Source organism: Microtetraspora glauca (assembly GCF_040656155.1).
Lineage (GTDB): Bacteria > Actinomycetota > Actinomycetes > Streptosporangiales > Streptosporangiaceae > Microtetraspora > Microtetraspora glauca.
Genome location: NZ_JBFALK010000012.1, coordinates 73,521 through 91,625 on the forward strand (window position 1 = coordinate 73,521; position 18,105 = coordinate 91,625).

Annotated in this window: 19 protein-coding genes; 10 read left to right on the forward strand and 9 right to left on the reverse strand. The window is 70.0% G+C overall.

The window, feature by feature from the left end:
• Positions 1-11: 11 nt before the first annotated feature.
• From AB0I59_RS21915 to AB0I59_RS21930, 4 genes are all read left to right on the forward strand, one after another.
• The gene (locus AB0I59_RS21915) at positions 12-779 is read left to right on the forward strand and encodes an IclR family transcriptional regulator (protein WP_061252925.1); all 768 of its coding nucleotides are present in this window, start codon (positions 12-14) and stop codon (positions 777-779) included.
• Between the two features lie 233 nt (positions 780-1,012).
• On the forward strand, positions 1,013-1,285 hold the full coding sequence (locus AB0I59_RS21920; protein ID WP_061252924.1) for a hypothetical protein: 273 nt from the start codon (positions 1,013-1,015) through the stop codon (positions 1,283-1,285).
• The gene (locus AB0I59_RS21925) at positions 1,278-1,703 is read left to right on the forward strand and encodes a hypothetical protein (protein ID WP_061252923.1); all 426 of its coding nucleotides are present in this window, start codon (positions 1,278-1,280) and stop codon (positions 1,701-1,703) included. Before AB0I59_RS21920 ends, AB0I59_RS21925 begins: the two co-directional genes overlap by 8 nt.
• Before the next feature lie 100 nt (positions 1,704-1,803).
• Positions 1,804-1,947, forward strand: a complete 144-nt coding sequence (locus AB0I59_RS21930; protein WP_358135457.1) for a hypothetical protein — start codon at positions 1,804-1,806, stop codon at positions 1,945-1,947.
• Positions 1,948-2,025: 78 nt separating this feature from the next.
• On the opposite strand, the gene AB0I59_RS21935 is transcribed toward AB0I59_RS21930, so the two are convergent.
• The 3 genes from AB0I59_RS21935 to AB0I59_RS21945 are packed head-to-tail and all read right to left on the reverse strand — an operon-like array spanning position 2,026 to position 5,276.
• Positions 2,026-2,844 carry a nickel/cobalt transporter gene (locus AB0I59_RS21935; RefSeq protein ID WP_358135460.1) on the reverse strand — a complete coding sequence of 273 codons (819 nt, stop codon included), beginning with the start codon at positions 2,842-2,844 and terminating at the stop codon, positions 2,026-2,028.
• Entirely contained in the window at positions 2,841-3,530 is a 690-nt protein-coding gene (locus tag AB0I59_RS21940) for a hypothetical protein (protein ID WP_358135462.1), read from the reverse strand. Before AB0I59_RS21940 ends, AB0I59_RS21935 begins: the two co-directional genes overlap by 4 nt.
• A gap of 60 nt (positions 3,531-3,590) precedes the next feature.
• Positions 3,591-5,276 carry a purple acid phosphatase family protein gene (locus AB0I59_RS21945; protein ID WP_358135465.1) on the reverse strand — a complete coding sequence of 562 codons (1,686 nt, stop codon included), beginning with the start codon at positions 5,274-5,276 and terminating at the stop codon, positions 3,591-3,593.
• 231 nt (positions 5,277-5,507) lie between these two features.
• Here AB0I59_RS21945 and AB0I59_RS21950 point away from each other — a divergent pair, with 231 nt between their 5' ends.
• The gene (locus AB0I59_RS21950; protein ID WP_061252920.1) at positions 5,508-6,011 is read left to right on the forward strand and encodes a hypothetical protein; all 504 of its coding nucleotides are present in this window, start codon (positions 5,508-5,510) and stop codon (positions 6,009-6,011) included.
• A 68-nt stretch (positions 6,012-6,079) separates the two neighbouring features.
• Here the strand turns inward: AB0I59_RS21950 and AB0I59_RS21955 are convergent, their stop codons facing one another.
• The gene (locus AB0I59_RS21955; RefSeq protein WP_358135469.1) at positions 6,080-7,255 is read right to left on the reverse strand and encodes a cytochrome P450; all 1,176 of its coding nucleotides are present in this window, start codon (positions 7,253-7,255) and stop codon (positions 6,080-6,082) included.
• A 222-nt stretch (positions 7,256-7,477) separates the two neighbouring features.
• On the opposite strand from AB0I59_RS21955, the gene AB0I59_RS21960 reads away from it, so the two are divergent.
• From AB0I59_RS21960 to AB0I59_RS21970, 3 genes are all read left to right on the forward strand, one after another.
• Positions 7,478-7,999, forward strand: a complete 522-nt coding sequence (locus AB0I59_RS21960) for a DUF732 domain-containing protein (RefSeq protein WP_358135472.1) — start codon at positions 7,478-7,480, stop codon at positions 7,997-7,999.
• 248 nt (positions 8,000-8,247) lie between these two features.
• The gene (locus AB0I59_RS21965) at positions 8,248-9,609 is read left to right on the forward strand and encodes a sensor histidine kinase (RefSeq protein WP_358135475.1); all 1,362 of its coding nucleotides are present in this window, start codon (positions 8,248-8,250) and stop codon (positions 9,607-9,609) included.
• 116 nt (positions 9,610-9,725) lie between these two features.
• Positions 9,726-10,268, forward strand: a complete 543-nt coding sequence (locus AB0I59_RS21970; RefSeq protein ID WP_358135477.1) for a GNAT family N-acetyltransferase — start codon at positions 9,726-9,728, stop codon at positions 10,266-10,268.
• Between the two features lie 38 nt (positions 10,269-10,306).
• Here AB0I59_RS21970 and AB0I59_RS21975 read toward each other — a convergent pair whose 3' ends face one another.
• From AB0I59_RS21975 to AB0I59_RS21985, 3 genes are all read right to left on the reverse strand, one after another.
• Entirely contained in the window at positions 10,307-11,353 is a 1,047-nt protein-coding gene (locus tag AB0I59_RS21975) for a D-2-hydroxyacid dehydrogenase (protein WP_082776491.1), read from the reverse strand.
• Between the two features lie 399 nt (positions 11,354-11,752).
• Positions 11,753-12,406: an HAD-IA family hydrolase gene (locus AB0I59_RS21980; protein WP_358135480.1), complete on the reverse strand. Its 654-nt coding sequence runs from the start codon at positions 12,404-12,406 to the stop codon at positions 11,753-11,755.
• A 385-nt stretch (positions 12,407-12,791) separates the two neighbouring features.
• Entirely contained in the window at positions 12,792-13,373 is a 582-nt protein-coding gene (locus AB0I59_RS21985; protein WP_358135483.1) for a TetR/AcrR family transcriptional regulator, read from the reverse strand.
• An 87-nt stretch (positions 13,374-13,460) separates the two neighbouring features.
• On the opposite strand from AB0I59_RS21985, the gene AB0I59_RS21990 reads away from it, so the two are divergent.
• Positions 13,461-13,832 (forward strand): DUF4267 domain-containing protein, encoded by a 372-nt coding sequence (locus AB0I59_RS21990; protein ID WP_358135486.1) that lies wholly within the window; start codon positions 13,461-13,463, stop codon positions 13,830-13,832.
• Positions 13,833-13,914: 82 nt separating this feature from the next.
• Here AB0I59_RS21990 and AB0I59_RS21995 read toward each other — a convergent pair whose 3' ends face one another.
• Complete coding sequence (locus AB0I59_RS21995) at positions 13,915-14,169, reverse strand: type II toxin-antitoxin system antitoxin (protein WP_358135489.1); 255 nt, start codon at positions 14,167-14,169, stop codon at positions 13,915-13,917.
• 2 nt (positions 14,170-14,171) lie between these two features.
• Positions 14,172-15,023, reverse strand: coding sequence for an SPFH domain-containing protein (locus AB0I59_RS22000; protein WP_358135491.1), 852 nt, complete (start codon positions 15,021-15,023; stop codon positions 14,172-14,174).
• Between the two features lie 292 nt (positions 15,024-15,315).
• Here AB0I59_RS22000 and AB0I59_RS22005 point away from each other — a divergent pair, with 292 nt between their 5' ends.
• Complete coding sequence (locus AB0I59_RS22005) at positions 15,316-17,883, forward strand: glycosyl hydrolase family 18 protein (protein WP_358135494.1); 2,568 nt, start codon at positions 15,316-15,318, stop codon at positions 17,881-17,883.
• The last annotated feature ends 222 nt before the right edge of the window (positions 17,884-18,105 follow it).

The window sequence follows — 18,105 nt, forward strand, 5'->3', positions numbered from 1 at the left end:
GGGAGATTTTCATGAGCGGATCGCTGGCACGCGGCCTCGCCGTGCTCAAGGTGCTCGCGACGGAGATCGACGGCCTGCCTCTCAACGAGATCGCGCAGCGGCTCGACCTTCCCAAGAGCGCGGCGCACCGGGCACTGGCTGAACTGGCCGCCGCCGGTTTCACGCAGCAGGTGGGGCCGCAGGGCAACTATGCGATCAGCCTTCGTTTCACCTCCCTCGCGCTGCGCCATCTCGGCCAGTATCCGCTGGTCGACCTGGCCAAGCCCGCCCTCCAGCGGCTGGCCGCGGTCTCCGGTGAGCTCGTACGGCTCAGCATCGTCGAGGACGACCGGTTGTTCTGGGTGGAGAAGCGGCAGGGGGCACGCAACGGCCTGCGTTACGACGACCCCGACATGGGAGCCCAGGTCATGCTCAGCTGCAGCGCGACAGGGATCGCCTGGCTGGCGCACCAGACCGACGCGCGGGTGAGCGAGCTGGCCGCCGCGCAGGGATATCCGAAGGAATCGGAGTTCGGTGCCCGCGCCCCCCGTGACGAGGCGGAGTTGATGGAGTACGTGGTCCGCGCCCGCGAGCAGGGCTACGCCTTCGTTGACGCCATCTACAAGGCCGGGCTGGCGGGCATGGCCGCGGCGATCGTGCCCGCGGGCGCCTCGACGCCCGTCGGTGTGATCAGCATCGCCGGGCCCAGCGTCCGGCTCGACCGGGACAAGGCGGAGTCGCTCGCGCCGGAGCTGCTGCGCGAGATCCGCGACCTGGAGGGGCTCCTGTCGGGCGTCTAGCGGTGACTCTCCCAGGTCGGCAGGCACGGTGTGCGCGAGGTACGAGCACCGGGGATGGCACCTGGTCGGTATCTGCCGCCAGGTCCCGGACCCAGCGCTGTCCGATGTGATGGTGGACCGTCGCGGGTCCTGACGTCAGGCGGTGGTGCGCCGGCCCTGGGTGCTCAGTGTCGGCACTTCGCTGTCTCGCGGGGTTCCTTACAGCCCGAGCCGGTTCATCGTATGGTTATCGCATGACGACGAAGCCGGTGAGTGTCACCATCGAGGAGCAGCTGCTCGAATACGCGCAGTCCGAGGTGCAGGCGGGGCGGGCCAAGTCGGTGTCGGCTCTGGTCAACGCCGCGTTGGCTCGGCGGGCCGAGGCGGACCACACGGCCGACGCCGCAGTCCTCGCGGCGGTGGAGACGGTGCTGGCGGATCCGGACTCCTCGGCGCGAGTGGAGCGGATGACCGCCCACCTGCTGGCGCAGCGCGAGCGGGTCGAGAAGCAGACCGCTGATGGCTGAGGCCGGCTATGTCCTGGACTCCACCGTGGTGTCGGAGGTCGCCCGGGGGGACCTCTCGCTGATCACGATGCTGTTCGGGTTGGATACACGGGGCCTGCGGCTGGTGGTGCCGGCGCTGATCGTCGCGTCGGTGGCCGCGGAGATGGGCGGCGGCGACGAGTCGGGGTTCCTTCCGGCGGTGCGGGGCATCGCAAGGCTGGAGCACGGCTCGTATGGTGCGCTGGGCGACTTCGACGACGCGCTGGAGCTCGGCCGAGTCGCGGAGCGGTTGGGCGACAAGCAGCGCTGGGAGGACGCGCACACGGTGATGCTGGCGCGGCTGTGGCGGGCGGACATCCTCACGCTGGACGGCACCAGGTGGGGTGGCCTGGAACTGGATGGAGTGCGGGTGGCGGAGATCGCCGATCCCGGGGTGTAGCCCGGGTAGCGGTGGGGGCGGTCGAGGATGACCGGCCTTCTCCGACAATGCCTCGTAGTCGGTCATTGGCTCGTTCGAGAGTGTCGAGCGTGATCTCGAGTTGCTCCACTCTCGCCTCGCCCAGTGCTTCTTCGGCGAGTTCGGCCCACGCGAGTTCGATGGCGGGCACCAGTTCGTGTCCTGCGTCGGTGACCACGATGCGTACCTGGCGGCGATCGGTGGGAGCCGGCTCGCGCCGGAATGATGTGCCCCACGTTCCGTGGAGTCGCGTCGGTTGACTTGTGCATCCACGAGGCTGTGAGCAGGTGCCCCTCGCCCTGCGTCAGGAGGTGAGGGCGCCGATGGCGGTGGCGAGATAGAGGAGACCGCCGGCCGAGACCGCGACGCCCGCGAGCGCGGGGGTCCACGACGCCACCGCGGCGGCGAACCGCGACCCCCGGGTACGACCGGCCAGCAGCGCCGATCCCCGGATCGTCAGGACGCCGACCGCGGTGAGGGTGAGGGCCATCCCGACGCCGAACGCGACGACGACCGTGACCGCCACGAGAGCGCGTCCCGTGAGCAGCCCGGTGACCAGGACGATGAACGCCGAGGGCGAGGGGACCAGCCCGCCGGAGATCGCGAGCGCCGTCAGGCCGCGCCACGACCACGGATCGACCAGCGGATCCCCGTCATGCCCGTGCCCATGACCGTGCCCATGACCGTGCCCATGACCGTGACCGTGCCCATGACCGTGACCGTGACCATGCCCATGCCCATGCCCGTGGCCGTGCGATCGGGTGATCAGATGGCGGCGGACGAGATGGACGCCGACGGCGATCACCACGAGTCCGGCCAGCATCTGCATCCAGGCGGTGACGGTCTTGGTGTCGAAGGCCGCGGTCGACAGGCCGACCCAGGCCAGCGCGAGGACGAGCACCGAGAAGGTGTGCATCAGCGCGACGATCACCCCCAGGCGCACGGCGTGCCGGTACCGGCCCCGCGTTCCGATGAGGTAGGCCGCGGTCACGCTCTTGCCGTGTCCCGGCGCGACCGCGTGCAGGGCGCCCACGCCGAACGCGACGGCCAGGACCAGCCAGAACGCCCCGGTGCTGTCGAAGAGGCTGATCAGGTAGTTCTCGGACTCCGTGCCGCCGGTCATGCCCGCGCACCTCCGTCGTTCCGCCGGTCGGCCGCCACGGCGGGGCGGCGGCGACGCCGTACCAGCACGATCGCGCCGAGCGCGGCCACGCCGACGGCGCCGAGGCTCCCGGACAGGGCCACGGACATGACCCCGGACGACGTACCTGCGGAGGTGAAGCGCATGCGCTGGGTGGCGCGCGCGGCGGTGAGGAGCGCGCGGTCCGGGGTGGCGGGCGTGTCCGCGGTGATCATGGTGCGGTAGGACGCGTTGAGGTCGGTGAGCGCCTCGACCGTGATGTCGGCGTCGACCACCGGGCCGGGGCACTCGAAGACGAAGCGGGCGCCGTCGGCGAGCAGCCGCTCAAGGGGCTCCAGCCGTCCGGGACAGCGCATGCCGTCCCGCGTGACCGCCACGCGGGAGAGGAGATAGTCGCGTACGGCGGAGGAACGCTGGAGCTTCTGCTCCCCCGTCAGCTCCACCGACACCGCGCCTGTGGACGGGTCCTCGAAGGCGCCGAGCGACTGGCCGAGCGCGACCCAGTCGTCCTCGGCGGCGAGCCAGGTGACGGCCACGTTCGCGCCGTCCACGCTGACCCGGGCGGTCGAGGGCGGGCCGAACGGGTGGGCGGCGGCCGCGGGGGCGAGGCCACCGACCGCGAGGCCGGAGATGAACAGGCAGGCGAGCACCCGGAGGGACAGGGACATGGGTTCTCCCTTACGAAGCCGTGTGGGGACCGCGAACCCGGGTCCCCACACGGTCTCCGCTTACTTCTTGGTGACGGTGACGACGGGGCTGGTGATCTTCTGGTTCTGGCTCTCCAGGTAGACCACGTAGGTGCCGTCCTTGACGTTGGCCGGGAGGCGGAGGTCGTAGGTCAGCCGGCCCAGCTCGTCGGCCTGCGCCCGGCCGATCTCGACGTCGCCGTGCCCGTCGCCCTTGCCCCTCTCCGCGGCGCTGACGTCGGCGGCGGCGCGCAGCCGGACGGTGACCTGCTCGGACGGGTCGTAGCCGTACGCCGAGACCTTGAGGGAGCCCTTCTTCTCGACCGTGGTCTTGTCGACCGCGACCTGCTCGCCGACGGTGTTCTCCGCGGTGCGGATCTCGTTGACCGTGCGCTCGCCGTTGCCGTTCTTCCTGACGAGGAAGCCGTCGTGGTGCTCGCCGTTGGCGTACCGCGACTCGAACCGGATGCTGTCCGCCTCGACGTCGATGAGCTGGTACAGCTGCGTGTTCTGGCTGGTGCTCACGGCCTCGGCGCCGTTGCCGGTCCAGTTCTCGCCGTTGTTGAGCGCGTACATCTTGCCGCCGGACACGGACACGACGTAGACGACGCCGTTGTGTACGGTGGCCGACTTCCGCGCCGTCTGGACGTTGCCACGGCCGTACGAGTGGTCGTGGCCCTGGAGGACCAGGTCGACGCCGTACTTCTCGAACAGCGGGCCCCACTGGTCGCGGACCTGCGGGTTGTTCCTGGTGCCCGTCGTCGAGTAGACGGGGTGGTGGAGCGTGACCACGGTCCACTTGTTCGGGTTGTCCTTGAGCAGACCCTCAAGCCAGCTCGTCTGCGCGGCCATCAGCGTGGCGTTGCTCTGGTAGTTGGAGTCCAGCCCGATGAAGCGGACGCCCTGGTAGTCCACGGTGTAGGCGGTCTGCTTCAGCTCGGCGTTGCCCGGACCGTTGTCCGGGTACGGGAACTGCGGGCGCCAGAAGGTCGACAGCCCGTTGCTGTACTCGTGGTTGCCCGGGATCGAGATGTTGTTGACCTGGCTGTCGATGAAGCCGCCCGCCCGGAACCACTGACCCCACTGCTCCTCGCTGTTCGCGGAGTCGATGAGGTCACCGGCGTTGACGATCGCCCTGGCCTGCGGGCGGTCGGCGAACGCCTGGCGGAAGACCCGGGGCACGGCCGAGTCGATGTAGTTCTGTGCGTCGCCGTAGTAGATGAACGAGAACGGCTGGAACCCGGCGGCGGCGGTGGTGAAGTCCGTCCACGCGCTCCAGTTGGTGCCGTCGCCGACCCGGTAGGTGTACCGGGTGTTCGGCTTCAGGCCGGAGAACTCAACGGTGTGGTAGGTCGAGGCGTATCCCAGCGTCGTGTTCACCGGCGTGCTGGCACCGGCCATGACGGTCTTCACCGCGCCCGCGGCCGGAAGGACCTGGCCGAGCGCGCGCGGCGCCTCCAGGATCTGGGCCTGCGCCGTGTCGGCGGTGGCCTCGGCGCGCCAGGTCACCTTCTGGCTGCCGGACGGCGTGGTGGTGGGGGTGAGGATGATGCGGTCCGGGATGGGGGACGGCTTGTTCAGCTCGGAGGCGGGGTACACGGGCGGAGCGGCCGCACCGAAGGCCACGGGGCCGACGGACAGGCCGCCGATGAGCAGCGCGCCCGCGCCGATCATCGCCAGCTTGCCCGGCCGGGACCCGATCGGCCACGGTCGTCTGACGTCACTCACGTTCGTTTCACTCCATTGGATGAGGGGCTGCGGTCCACCTGCGATCGCCAGGCGGACGCCCGAATTCACCCAGGGACGGCTGACCGTTGATCGACCGTGAGCTGGACGTGAGATGAACTGATGATCGTCCTCTTTCGCGACATCCGCCGTTGGGCCGGCGTTCACCGAGGCTCGTTTACGATCGCGCCGAACAATGGAAAAGGTCGCTGACCAGATGGAGCCGACGGACAGGTGACGACGATGGCCACCGCCCGCATCCCCTCGCGGGTCCGCTCGCGCGGGTGGGCGCTGCTGCCCGGCATCGCCGCGCTGGGCGCCCTCTTCGTCGTCCCGCCCACGCAGGCCGTGGCGAAGGACGACACCTTCATCACGGCGCGTACGACCGGGATCCTCCACATCGAGGGAGGCGAGTGCTTCAGCGATCCGGCCTACTCCTCGTCCGCCGGGGAGCCCGTCGTGACCTACACGCCGTGCGTCGGTGGGGCGGACAACCAGTCGTACGGCTTCGCGCACGTCCCGGACGGCCCCTGGGACCGCGCCGCGCTCTCCGCGTTCGCGTGGCGGAGATGCGGGGCGATGTTCGCCCGTCACTGGACCGGCGACGCCGCGTCCGGGCTGGACTTCTACCCGATCATGCCCACGGAGGAGACCTGGGCCGACGGGGACCGCGACGTCATGTGCGCCGTCTACGCCCCGGGAGGGCGGCTATCCCGCTCCATGCTGCCGGCCATGTAGGAGAGCCCCCACGGGGATCGGGCCGCCGGAGGATCGGCGCCGGGTCACCGGCCGGGGCGCCGACCGGGTCACCAGGTGACAGGAAGCGCCGTGAAACCTCCGGTGAGGCGGTCGGCCCGCGCGTCCAACTCCTCGTACGGCACGGCCAGGCGCAGGTCGGGGAAGCGCGGGAAGAGCGCGCGGAACACGCCGCACAGCTCCACCCTGGCGAGACTCGCCCCGAGGCAGTAGTGGTTCGCGTATCCGAAGCCGACATGCGGGTTGAGGCTCTCGCGTCCGATGTCGAACCGGTCGGGGTCCGCGTACGCCTGCTCGTCCCGGTTGGCCGCGAACGTGGCGAGCATCAGCAGTTCACCGGCTTTGATCGTCACCCCGCCGATCTCGACGTCCTCGTGCGCGTACCGGAGCAGGCCGTGCTGGCTCGGCGCGGCGACCCGCATGATCTCCTCCACCGCTCCGGGGACCCGTCCGGGGTCGCGGGCGAGGGCGTCCCGCTGGGCCGGGTCGCGCAGGAGCAGCAGCACGCCGTAGTCGATCTGGTTGACGGTCGTCTCGTGCCCGGCGAACAGCAGGCCGCCGGCGATCCTGGCGATCTCGTGCTCCGGGAGCTCGGCGGCGGCCAGGTCGGAGTACACGTCCTCACCGGGGCGCTCCCGCTTGGACCGGACGATCGCGTAGCTGTAGGCGTTCATCCGCGCCTGGGCCGCGGCGGAGCGCGCCGGGTCGGACAGGTCCGTCATCTCCTCGGCGATCGCCCGGAACTTCCCCCTGTCCTCGTACGGCACGCCGAGCAGCTCGCAGATCACCTGGATGGGCAGCGGGGCGGACAACCGCTCGTGCAGGTCGGCGGGCGGCCCCTGCTCGGCCATCCGGTCCAGCAGCCCGTTCACCAGGAGATCCACGCGGGTGGACAGGCTCCGCATCCGGCGGGCCGAGAAGGCGGGTGCGAGCAACCGCCGCATGGAGTCGTGGACGGCGCGTTCCGTGGCGTGATCGCCGGTCGGGCCGCCGGCGAACGCGTTGTTGGACAGGCGGGGCGCCGACTCGGGGCAGGGGTGCGACCGGCCGAACCGCTCGTCGGCGAAGACCTGCCTGATCTCCTCCCAGCCGCTCACCAGCCACGCCTCGTCTCCGGTCTCGGTGCGGATCCTGGTGATCGGCTCCCTGGCCCGCAGTTCTCCGAACTCGGGGGAGATCTCCAGAACGTCACGCCGTACGAAGGGCAGCTGAGGGTGTCCGGACATGATCGGATTTCCCTTCGAGAGACCTGAGCCTTCCCAGGGTCTGTCCGCTCCCTGGCCTAACAAGCCCCCCAAAGCATCCTTTGACGCTATTTTCACCTTTATGTCCGGAATAGCAATGGATGCGGTATCTGATGATCGACAGCTCGGATATTCGCGACCAAAAGCGGCCATTTCGGCGTATACCCGCGACAAGGAAGAGCCGAGGGCTCTACGTTCAAATTCATGCACCAAACGCCTGGCTACCAGCAGCAGCCGTATGACGCCCCGCCCCAGCAGCAATGGCAGCAGCAACCGGGACAGCCCGGCCCTCCCCCACCGCCGACCTCCCGCCGCAAGCCCCGCAGCAAGGCGCCGCTGCTGATCGTCGTCGCCATCGTGGTCGTCGCCGCCGTCGGCGTCGCGATCGTTCTGCTGACCGGCGGCGAGGAGGCGAAGCCGCCGGCCGCGAAGCCGGCCAAGAGCGCGGCGGCCGACCGCACGGCCACGCTGCCGGCACCTGACGCCGGGCAGCGAGCGGTCTACCTGGAAACGCTCCAGGCGATCGCGCCCGGACTCGCCGAGAACGAGGACCGCGCGATACGGCAGGCCGGCCAGGTGTGCAGCCGGATCCTCAATCCCCCGGAGAGCGGCATGAGCCTGGCTCAGTACACGGTCGCCCAACTGTCCGGCGGCGACACGGCGATCACCCAGGCGCAGGCGTACAAGGTGATCGGCGCGGTCAAGGTGTGGTGCGCCAAGTCCTGACCGCTTCAGCCCCTTCCACCCCCCATGCCGGTGGCCGGATCACGAACCCGTCCGGCCACCGGCGCGAAACCCGGAGTGCCTTGGTGCCGCCCCCGCGCGCGTGGCGCTCCGCCGTACGCGGCGGACATCGGCGGGCCATGCCGGACGCGGGTGTCGGCGGGAAAGCGGCCCGGAACACGGCGCGCCCGTTGACCATTTTTGGGGTGAAATATCCCTTTTATCGAAAACAGCTGCCCTAGTGTGATCACGTGGGTGACGACAGGGCCCGGGTGAGCATGTGGCAGCGCTGCTCCATCAGAACCCGCCTGACGGCGATCACGGCTGCCGTCATGGCGCTGATCTGCACTGTCGGCGCGGCGATCATCCTGATGGCCATACGGGAGAACGTCAGGGAATATCACGTGAAGAACCTCGTCACCCAGGCGGTGGAGATCACCCAGCAGGTGCACGAGAAGGGCAGGGTTCCTCGTCTGCCCGACACTCCGGGGACCGCGATCCAGGTCTTCAACCCGTCCGGCACCCTCGTCGCGGCGACGCCCAACGTGGCGAACGCACCACCGATGAACAGGCTGATGATGCAGCCCACGGGCTACGCGACCCGGAACGTCTGCGACCTGCGAGCGTTCCCCGGCGAGTGCAAGATCGGCATCTACTTCCCCTTCCATATGCCCGACGGGGTGTGGCGGCTCCACATAGCGGTCCCCGATGTCCCCTGGTATGTCAGTTTCACGGTGCTCGGCCTGGTCATTGCCGGGTGGATCGTGCTGGTCGGGGCGACGGCCCTGGCAGCCAACCGGATCGTGAGCAGGACGCTCGCTCCGGTGGACGTCATGACGTCCGAGCTGGCCGAGATCACCGTCGGCGACCTGAGCCGGCGGGTGCCGGTCCCCTGGTTCCACGACGAGCTGCGGCGGCTCGCCGAGCGGGCGAACCAGACGCTCGACCGGGCCGAGACGGCGGTCGATCGGCAGCGCCGCTTCGCCTCGGACGCCTCCCACGACCTGCGCACCCCCTTGACCGCGATACGCACCGAGATCGAGGAGGCGCTCCTCCACCCGGAGGACACCGACTGGGGGGCCACCGCGCAGACGCTGCTGGACAGCGTGGAACGACTGCAGGCCCTGGTCTCCAGCCTCCTGCAGATCGCACGGCTGGACGCGGGCGCTCCCAGGCGGCACGATCCCATCGATCTGGCCGAGCTGGTCACGTCCGAGCTGGCACTGCGACCGCGCGGTGTCACGGTGACCGAGCAGCTCGCGCCCGACGTGACGGTCACCGGCGATCGGCTCCACCTGGCCCGCCTGCTCGGCAACCTCCTCGACAACGCGGAGCGCCACGCCGAGAGCAACGTGACGATCAAGGTCGCCCGCGACGACGGGGCGGCGGTGCTCGAAGTGCAGGACGACGGCGACGGCATCCCGCCCGACAAACGGGAGATCGTCTTCCAGCGCTTCGCCCGGCTCGACGCCTCCAGGAAGAAGGACGCCGGGGGAACCGGCCTCGGACTGCCGATCGCGCGGCAGATCGCCGAGAACCACGGCGGCACGCTCACGATCGGCGACAGCCCGCGCGGCGCCAGGTTCGTGCTCCGCATCCCCCTGTGCCGCTGAACACCGCCACCTCCTCGCCGCCGCCGGGGCGAATATTGGCGCGCGGGCTCGAGGGGGTTCCCGTACATTGGCCGGATCGTCATCGGGCGCGGAGGAAACGCGGAGGAAACACGGTGATGGGCGACATGACCGGCAATGTGAGCATGCGCCGGATCGGGCCTGATGATTGGGCCGTCTGGCGCGAGTTGCGCCTCACCGCGCTCGCGGACGCGCCGGACGCGTTCGGCGCGTCACTCGCCACCGAGCAGACGTACGACGAGGCGACCTGGCGGGCACGCCTGCGGCCGGAGGGCGGACTCCGGGCGGTCGCCTTCCGCGACGTGACCCCGGTCGGCATCGTCGGCGCCTACTTCCCGGAAGAGGGGCCGGACGCCGTCGAGCTGATCAGCATGTGGGTGCACCCCTCCGCTCGCGGCGACGGCACCGCCGGCATCCTGGTGAACGAGGTCATCGCCTGGGCGCAGGAGCAGAGGTATCCCACGATCGCGCTGTACGTCGTCGAGGGCAACGATCGGGCGCGGCGGCTCTACGAGCGGCTCGGGTTCGTCGGCACCGGCGAGTGCGAGCCGTTGCTGAGCAACCCTTCGCTCCAGTGCCGCCGGATGGTCTATGCCGTCGACCGTGTGGAGCGCACCGGCCACGCGGGAGGCGGCCGATAGAGCGGAGGGGCCGACGGCGCCGGGCCCGGCATCGGCGATCAGGGCGAGACGACGAAGCCGAGGTGCTTGTCCACCACGTTGATCAGCGGCGCGCCCGCGACGTATCGGCGCAGGTTCTCCAGGAACGTGTCGGCGAGCGCCTCCTGCCATCCCGCCGCGTCGCCGCTCATGTGCGGGGAGATCAGCACCTGCGGGAACGACCACAGCGGATGTCCGGCCGGGAGCGGCTCCTCCTCGAAGACGTCGAGCGCCGCCCCGGCGAGCCGTCCCGAACGCAGGGCCTCGACGAGGGCCTCGGTGTCCACCGTCTCCCCCCTGCCGACGTTGATCAGCCGGGCCGCCGGCTTGAGCGCCGCGAGGACGTCGGCGTCGATCAGCCTTCGGGTCTCACCGGTCAACGGCGCCACGTTGACCAGGTAGTCGACGTCAGCGACCAGCGCGGCGAGCCGCGAGGAGTCGTACACGGCGCCGAAGTCGGCGTCGCCGTCCCGCGTCGAGCGTCCCGCGCCCAGGACCGTGAGGCCGACGGCGCGGAGCATGCGGGCGATCTCGCGACCGATGGCGCCGGTACCGACGATCATGACCGTCTTCCCGTCGATGCGCTCGGTCACGCGGTGCCGCCAGCGCTGCTCGCCCTGCAACCGCCACGACCCCGGCAGGTCCTTCGCGAAGGCCAGGACGCAGGCGAGGACGTATTCGGCGATGGGCCGGTCGAAGACGCCGCGGGAGTTCGTCACGATCACGTCGGACGCCCGCAGGTCATCGAAGAGCAGCCGGTCGACGCCCGCCGCGGCCACGTGGATCCAGCGCAACGCGTCGGCGTGGTGCCATGCCTCGCGGAGGGCGGGCGAGAAGGAGTCCCACATCAGGAGAGCGTCGCTTCCCCGCAGCGCGTCGCCCAGTTCCGCCCGGCGGGCGTACCGGACCTCGCCGGCCAGGTCGTGCAGGAGATCCCGCGAAGGAGGGAGGTCGTCTTCGTGAAGAACGGTGAGGACGACGCCGTTCCCGGCGCCGCGTTCCCCTGTCCCGGCGGCCGAGCTCGGACCGGGGCCGGTAGACGTCGTGACAGACGGACGTGCCCGCATAAGGACGGTGCTCCTTCAGAGATGATGAGGCGCGGAAGGGGGCGGATCACAGGTGCCGCCGCGCACGGATGTTCACAGCCGCGTACGCGTGGGACACCCGGCGCTTCAGGATGTGATCGGATCGGCCACTGCCCTGCGCGTGCGCCGCGTGATCCCCCCTCACCGGCTCCTGTCGCCGGACTTCACCTCGCTCAACGGCCAACACATCGGCAATGAACCGCTATTCCCCCCAAACCCACCCGAAAGGAGCGTCTGCTCGCCCTGCGGCGACCGATCCTCTCCATACCGGTGGACGGAATCGCGTACGGGAATTCGGCCCGCGCCGATGACACGCGTCCTTCCCGAGCTGTTACCGCCATAATCTCCAGGATTGTTTGCCCGCCATCGGGTTACTCCGCTCTACGGCGTGGCCAGGGCGAGAAGCGGGGCCAGGGCCTCCTCCAGATCCGCGATGGCGCCGTACACCACACCGGTCATGCCGAGCGCCACGGCGGCCTCGACGTTCTCCGCCCGGTCGTCGACGAAGAGGCAGCGGTCCATCGGGACGCCCGCCCGCTCGGCGGCGATCTCGTAGATCCTCGCGTCCGGCTTGACCACGCCGATCCTGGCGCTGTTCACGACGTCGTCCGCGAAGTACGCGAGACCCAGCAGGGCGAGGTCGTCCTCCACGTCCAGGGTCGCGTTGGTCACCAGCACGACGGGCACATGGGCCTGCGCGAGGCGGAGCATCTCCACCACGTTCTCGTCGGCGCGGAACGGGGTCCGCGTGAACATCGTGGCGAGCTCGCGGGCCCGCTCCGCCGGAACCCGCGCAGCGAGCTCGGAGGCGATGGCCTCGATCCACTGCTCCACGGTGTGCTCGCCCCGGAGGACCGGCAGGTCGTTCCCGGGCGCGAGGGCGACCTTGGCGGTCGTTCCCTCCGCCAGCCCGGCCGCCTGCTCCATCCGGGTCAACTCGGTCATGTCGTAGAAGCGGATCACGCCGTCGAGATCGCACAGCACGGCGTCGAAGGGCCTGCCGTTCACAGCCTGGGGATTCCGGGGATTCGTCACGGCACCTCCATAGCACATCCACGCGGAAACCCCCGCCGGGCCCGCGAGATCCGCCGGCAGCGCGAGGCCCGCACCGACACTCGCCTGACGGCCCGGACGCGCGCCCCAGACCGGCCCAGCCGCCCCGAGACGGCCCCCGTACGGCGCCGCAGCGCCGCCATAAAGTCCGAGAACGCCTTCCGCCGCGAAGTCCTCAAGCGGTCGTCACCGGCCGGAACGAGAGTAACGTCCAAGCGGCGCAGAAGGACCTGGGCCTCCAAGCCACGGTCCGACACGACCAGCCTGGCCGACATCGAGAACAGCCCCCAGAACGCGCCGCGGTGGGCCGCCGCCGAAGCCGACGTCGACCGATATCCCCCTCCTGGCTCGGGGAATCGGTCGACGTTCAGGCGGATCCGCGGGTGAAGCGGCTGATCAGCAGTGCCAGCCGCCGGTCGTGGTCCGCGCGCGGGAGCCTGCCGCCGCGCATGAGGGTGACCAGCCCGTGGAGGCCGCCCCAGAAGACCTCGGTGAGCAGACCCAGGTCGTCGTCACCGGCCTGTGGCCGGATGGCCTCGCTCAGCTCGCCGAAGGCGGCATGCAGGGCGGGCGGCGCCTCGGGGGTGGCGAACGGCAGGTCGACGACATGGCTGAACATGGCGTCGTACAGCGCGGAACGCCGCTCGGCGAACGCGGTGTAGGCGGCGCTGACCACGGCGAGGGCCTGTCGAGGATCGGTCGCCGCCGTGCGGGCCGCGCGCAGTTCGGCGGCCAGGTCGGCGAAACCCTCCACGGCGACCGCCGCCATGATGGCGTCCTTGCCCTTGAAGTGGCTGTAGAGCACCGGCTGGCTGTATTCCACCCGTTCGGCGAGGCGGCGTATCGTCACCGCCTCCCACCCTTCGGCCTCGGCCAGCTCCCGGGCCGCCGTGATGATCAACCGCTCCCGCTCCGCCCGCTCGCGCTCCCGGCGCTCCTGAATCGACACGTCTGCAGCCTAGCATCGCTAGCGCTTCTATCCACGCTCTGATAGCGTCGGTCTTGTTCCTAGCACTGCTAGCAATCGGAGTGGACCATGCTCACCCCCATCGCCTACGGCCTCGCGATCGTCCTCACCCTCTTCGTCATCGTCATCGGCGCCCGCTTCCTCCTGGCCCCCCAGGCCGCCGCCGCCGGCTACGGCGTGCCCGCCAAGCAGGACGGCGACGCCGCGTACCTGACCATCAAGGGCCTGCGCGACCTCACCTCCGGCATCATCGGCCTCGCCCTGATCGCCTTCGCGGACGCCCACGCGGTGGGCTGGTTCATGCTGGCCGTCGCCCTCACGCCCCTCGGCGACACCCTCATCGTCCTGCGCCATGGCGGCACCAAGGCCGCGGCTTTCGGCATCCACTTCGCCACCGCCGTGATCGTCCTCATCAGCGCCGTCCTGCTCTTCGCCGTCTGAACCGCGAAAGCCTCGCCACCACCCACTCGCCCCGAAGGAGCCAGTCGATGCCATGCCGCCGCCGGACGTCCCGGAGGACCGGTCAGCTATCCGGGACGTCCGGCTCCGTGCTCTCTCCGGCGCTCCGTCCGGCACCCGCCGACGCGCCCTCCGCCGCGCCTTCTCCGGTGCCGTCCCGGCCGTCGCGTCTGGTGTCGCGCCCCGCCTGCCTGAGCGCGAGGCGCAGGCCGTACTCGATTTGGGCGTTGACGCTGCGCAGGTCGTCGGCGGCCCACTTGGCGACGGCCTCGTAGACGGCCGGGTCCAGCCGGAGCAGGAGCTTCTTGCGCTCTGGCATGGTCAGGCATAGAGGCTGCCGGCGTTGACCACCGGCTGGGTCGCCCGGTCGCCGCAGAGGACGACCAGGAGGTTGGACACCATCTGGGCCTTGCGCTCCTCGTCGAGTTCGACCACGCCCTGCTCGGACAGGCGGTCCAGGGCGAGCCCCACCATACCGACCGCACCCTCGACGATGTGGGCGCGCGCGGCGACGACCTGCGCGGCCTGTTGCCGGACCAGCATGGCCTGGGCGATCTCCGGCGCGTACGCCAGGTGGGTGATCCGGGCCTCCAGGACCTCGACCCCCGCGAGCCCGGTGCGTTCGCGCAGCTCGGCGGTGAGCTCCTCGGCCACCTCGGCGCCGTCGCGCAGGCTGGTCCTGCCCTCGACGTGCGAGTCGTACGGGTGGCTGGTGGCCAGGTGCCGCACCGCCGCCTCGGACTGGATGGCGACGTACTCCTCGTAGTCGTCGACAGAGAACGCGGCCCGCGCGGTGTCGACGACCTTGTAGACGACGACCGCGGCGATGTCCACGGGGTTGCCGTCGGCGTCGTTGACCTTGAGCTTGGCCGTCTCGAAGTTGCGCACGCGCAGGGTCACGCGCTGCTTGGTCGTCAGTGGCGCCACCCACTGGAAGCCGGCGTCGTTCACCGAGCCGACGTAGCGGCCGAGGAACTGCACCACCTTGGCCTCGTTGGGGTTGATCACGGTGAAGCCCGTGGCCACGATCACGAAGATCACACCCCACAGGATCGCCGCCCCGGCCAACGCCTCGACACCGATCGCCAGCCCGGCCGCGGCCAGCGCGCCGCCGAGCACCAGCAGCCCGATCGTCACGGCGAAGCCGTTCAGGCGGAACGCCCGACGCTCCATCGCCCCTCCTTGCTATTGAAGTGATATCACCAAGATAGCGCATAGCTAGCAAATGTGCGCAAGGCGGGAAAGGGGGGCATCGCGCCCTCGACCCTCCCGGACCGGAGCGCCAACCCTGGCTCTCCCCGACCGGAGCACCCACCCCTGACTCTCCAAGCGGGGCTGCCCACCCTCGGCTTTCCAGGCCGAGCCTTCCGAACGCACCCACCGTTTTGGGTCTTGCCGCCACCACGACTCGGGGTTACGATCCGCGTAATTATTAGGAAACTTTCCTTTAGGAAAGAGTTCTCACATGCGCCGATTAGCCGTCCTGTTGCTCCCGATCGCCATGATGGTCGCCTTCGCGGCCGCCCCGGCACACGCTGCCGCCCGCCTCACCGCCGCCTTCACCCTGACCGGCAATCAGGGCAAGTTCGTGGTGAGCAACCCCGAGAGCGCCCCCGTCACCGGCTGGTCGATCCAGTTCGACCTGCCCGCCGGGGTCACCGTCAGCAACCCCCAGAACGCCACCACGACCCAGACCGGCACACGGGTCAAACTCACCCCGGCGTTCTACATCAACACCGTCCGGGCGAACGGGAACACCGAGCCGTACAGCCCGACCTTCACGCTCAGCTCACCCGCCCAGCCGACGAGCTGCCTGATCAACAACGCCAACTGCGACGGCAGCGGCGACCCGCCCCCGCCGGCCGCGCCGGTCGTCGCGAGCTTCTCCCTCAGCGGCAGCCAGGGGAAGTTCGTCGTCGAGAACAACGGCGACGCCGCCCTCGACGCCTGGTCGATCCAGTTCGAGCTGCCCGCCGGGGTCACCGCGAGCAACGCCCAGAACGGCTCGCTGAGCCAGAGCGGCCGTCAGGTCACGCTGAGTCCGGCCTTCTACAACACCAAGATCGCGGCGCACGCGACCACCGAGCCGTACAGCCCGACCTTCACGCTCAGCTCGCCCGTGGAGCCGACGAGCTGCCGGGTCAACGACGTGCGATGCGACGGCTCTGCGGACACCCCGCCCTCCGCGCCGGGGAACCTCCGCTCGCCGGTCAAGACCACCAAGACGGTCTCCCTCGCCTGGGACGCCGCGACGGCGGGCAGCCTCCCGATCACGGCGTACGAGGTCTACCGAGGCACCGACCTGGCCACGACGGTCACCGGGACCGCCGCGACGGTCACCGGCCTGAGCCCGAACACCGAGTACACGTTCACGGTCAAGGCCAAGGACCGCAAGGGCACCCCCTCGCCGGCCAGTTCGCCGCTGAAGGTGACCACCAACAATCCGGCCGACGACACCCAGCCGCCCACCGTGCCGGCCAACGTGCGCAGCACCGGCAAGACGTCGTCCAGCGTCGCGCTCGCGTGGGACGCCTCGACCGACAACAAGGGCGTCGCCGGATACGACGTGTACGTCGGCACGACACTGGCGACGAGCGTGCTCGGCACCACGGCCACGGTGACCGGGTTGTCCCCGTCCACGGAGTACACCTTCACCGTGCGGGCCCGTGACCTCTACGACAACACGTCGGCTGCCGGCGTCGCCGTCAAGGCGACCACCGCCGACATCGTCGAGAACGGGTACGCCAGGGTCGGCTACTTCGTGCAGTGGGGCATCTACGGCCGCCAGTACTTCGTGAAGAACCTCGACACGACCGGGGCGGCGGCGAAGCTGACCCACCTCAACTACGCGTTCGCCAACATCGACCCGGTGAAGCTGACCTGCCTCAACGGCGTCACCAAGGGAACCTCGTCCGACCCGCAGGACCCGAACCAGGGTGACGGCTCGGGCGACGCCGACGCCGACTACGGCCGGCCGATGAGCTCGGCGCAGTCCGTGGACGGCGTCGCCGACACCGGCTGGGAGAAGCTGCGCGGCAACTACAACCAGCTGCGCAAGCTCAAGGCGAAGTACCCGAACCTGAAGGTGCTGATCTCGCTCGGCGGCTGGACGTACTCGAAGTACTTCTCCGACGTGGCCGCCACGGACGCGTCCAGGAAGAAGTTCGTCAGCTCCTGCATCGACATGTACATCAAGGGCAACCTGCCCGAGTACAACAGCGCGGGCGGGCCGGGCAGCGCCGCCGGGATCTTCGACGGCATCGACCTGGACTGGGAGTGGCCGGGCGCCGAGGGCCACGCCGGAAACCACATCGGCCCGAACGACAAGGCGAACAACACCCTGCTGATCGCCGAGTTCCGCAAGCAGCTGGACGCGCTGACCGTGGAGACCGGGAAGCGCTACCAGCTCACCGCGTTCACGCCGGCCGACCCGGACAAGATCGCGGCGGGCTGGGACCTGCCCGAGGTCGCCAAGTCCCTGGACATCTTCAACATCCAGGGCTACGACTTCCACGGCGCGGGCAGCGACAACTCGTGGGAGCCGAACCGGACCGGCCACCAGGGCAACCTGTACGCCGACACCGACGACCCGTACTCGTTCCACTTCAGCGTCGAGAACGCGGTCAACGTGTACCTGCAGGCCGGGGTGAACCCGCGCAAGCTCACCATCGGTCTCGCGTACTACGGGCGCGGTTGGCAGGGCGTCGCCGACGGCGGCAAGTCCGGCGAGTGGCAGTCGGCGACCGGTGCCGCGCCGGGCCAGTTCCAGGAGGAGGCGGGCACCCGGGGCTACAGCAACCTGGTGGCGAGCGTGCCCGGCTGCACCGTACGGCACGACGAGCAGGCGGGGGCCACCTACTGCTACACCGGCAGCGCGAGCCAGGCCGGCCAGTGGTGGACCTTCGACGACACGTGGTCGATCGCCAAGAAGACCGCGTGGCTGCGTACCAAGGGCCTGCTCGGCGTGATGATCTGGGAGATGTCCGGTGACACCGGCACGCTGACCGGTGCCGTGGACACCGGCCTGAAGTAGCCCTTACTCGGATATTTCGGGAAACGACGGATCTCCCGGCGGGGACGGCGAGGGACACGCCCGCTCGATGGGCGCGCCCCCGCCGGGAGATCCGCCGGGAGATCCGGACCGCAGGCCGGACCGGTCGGCCGGGACGCTCTCAGCCCTTGACCGCTCCGGCCATCAGGCCGCGTATGAAGAACCGGCCGAGCACGATGTAGACCAGGTTGAACGTGCCGAACA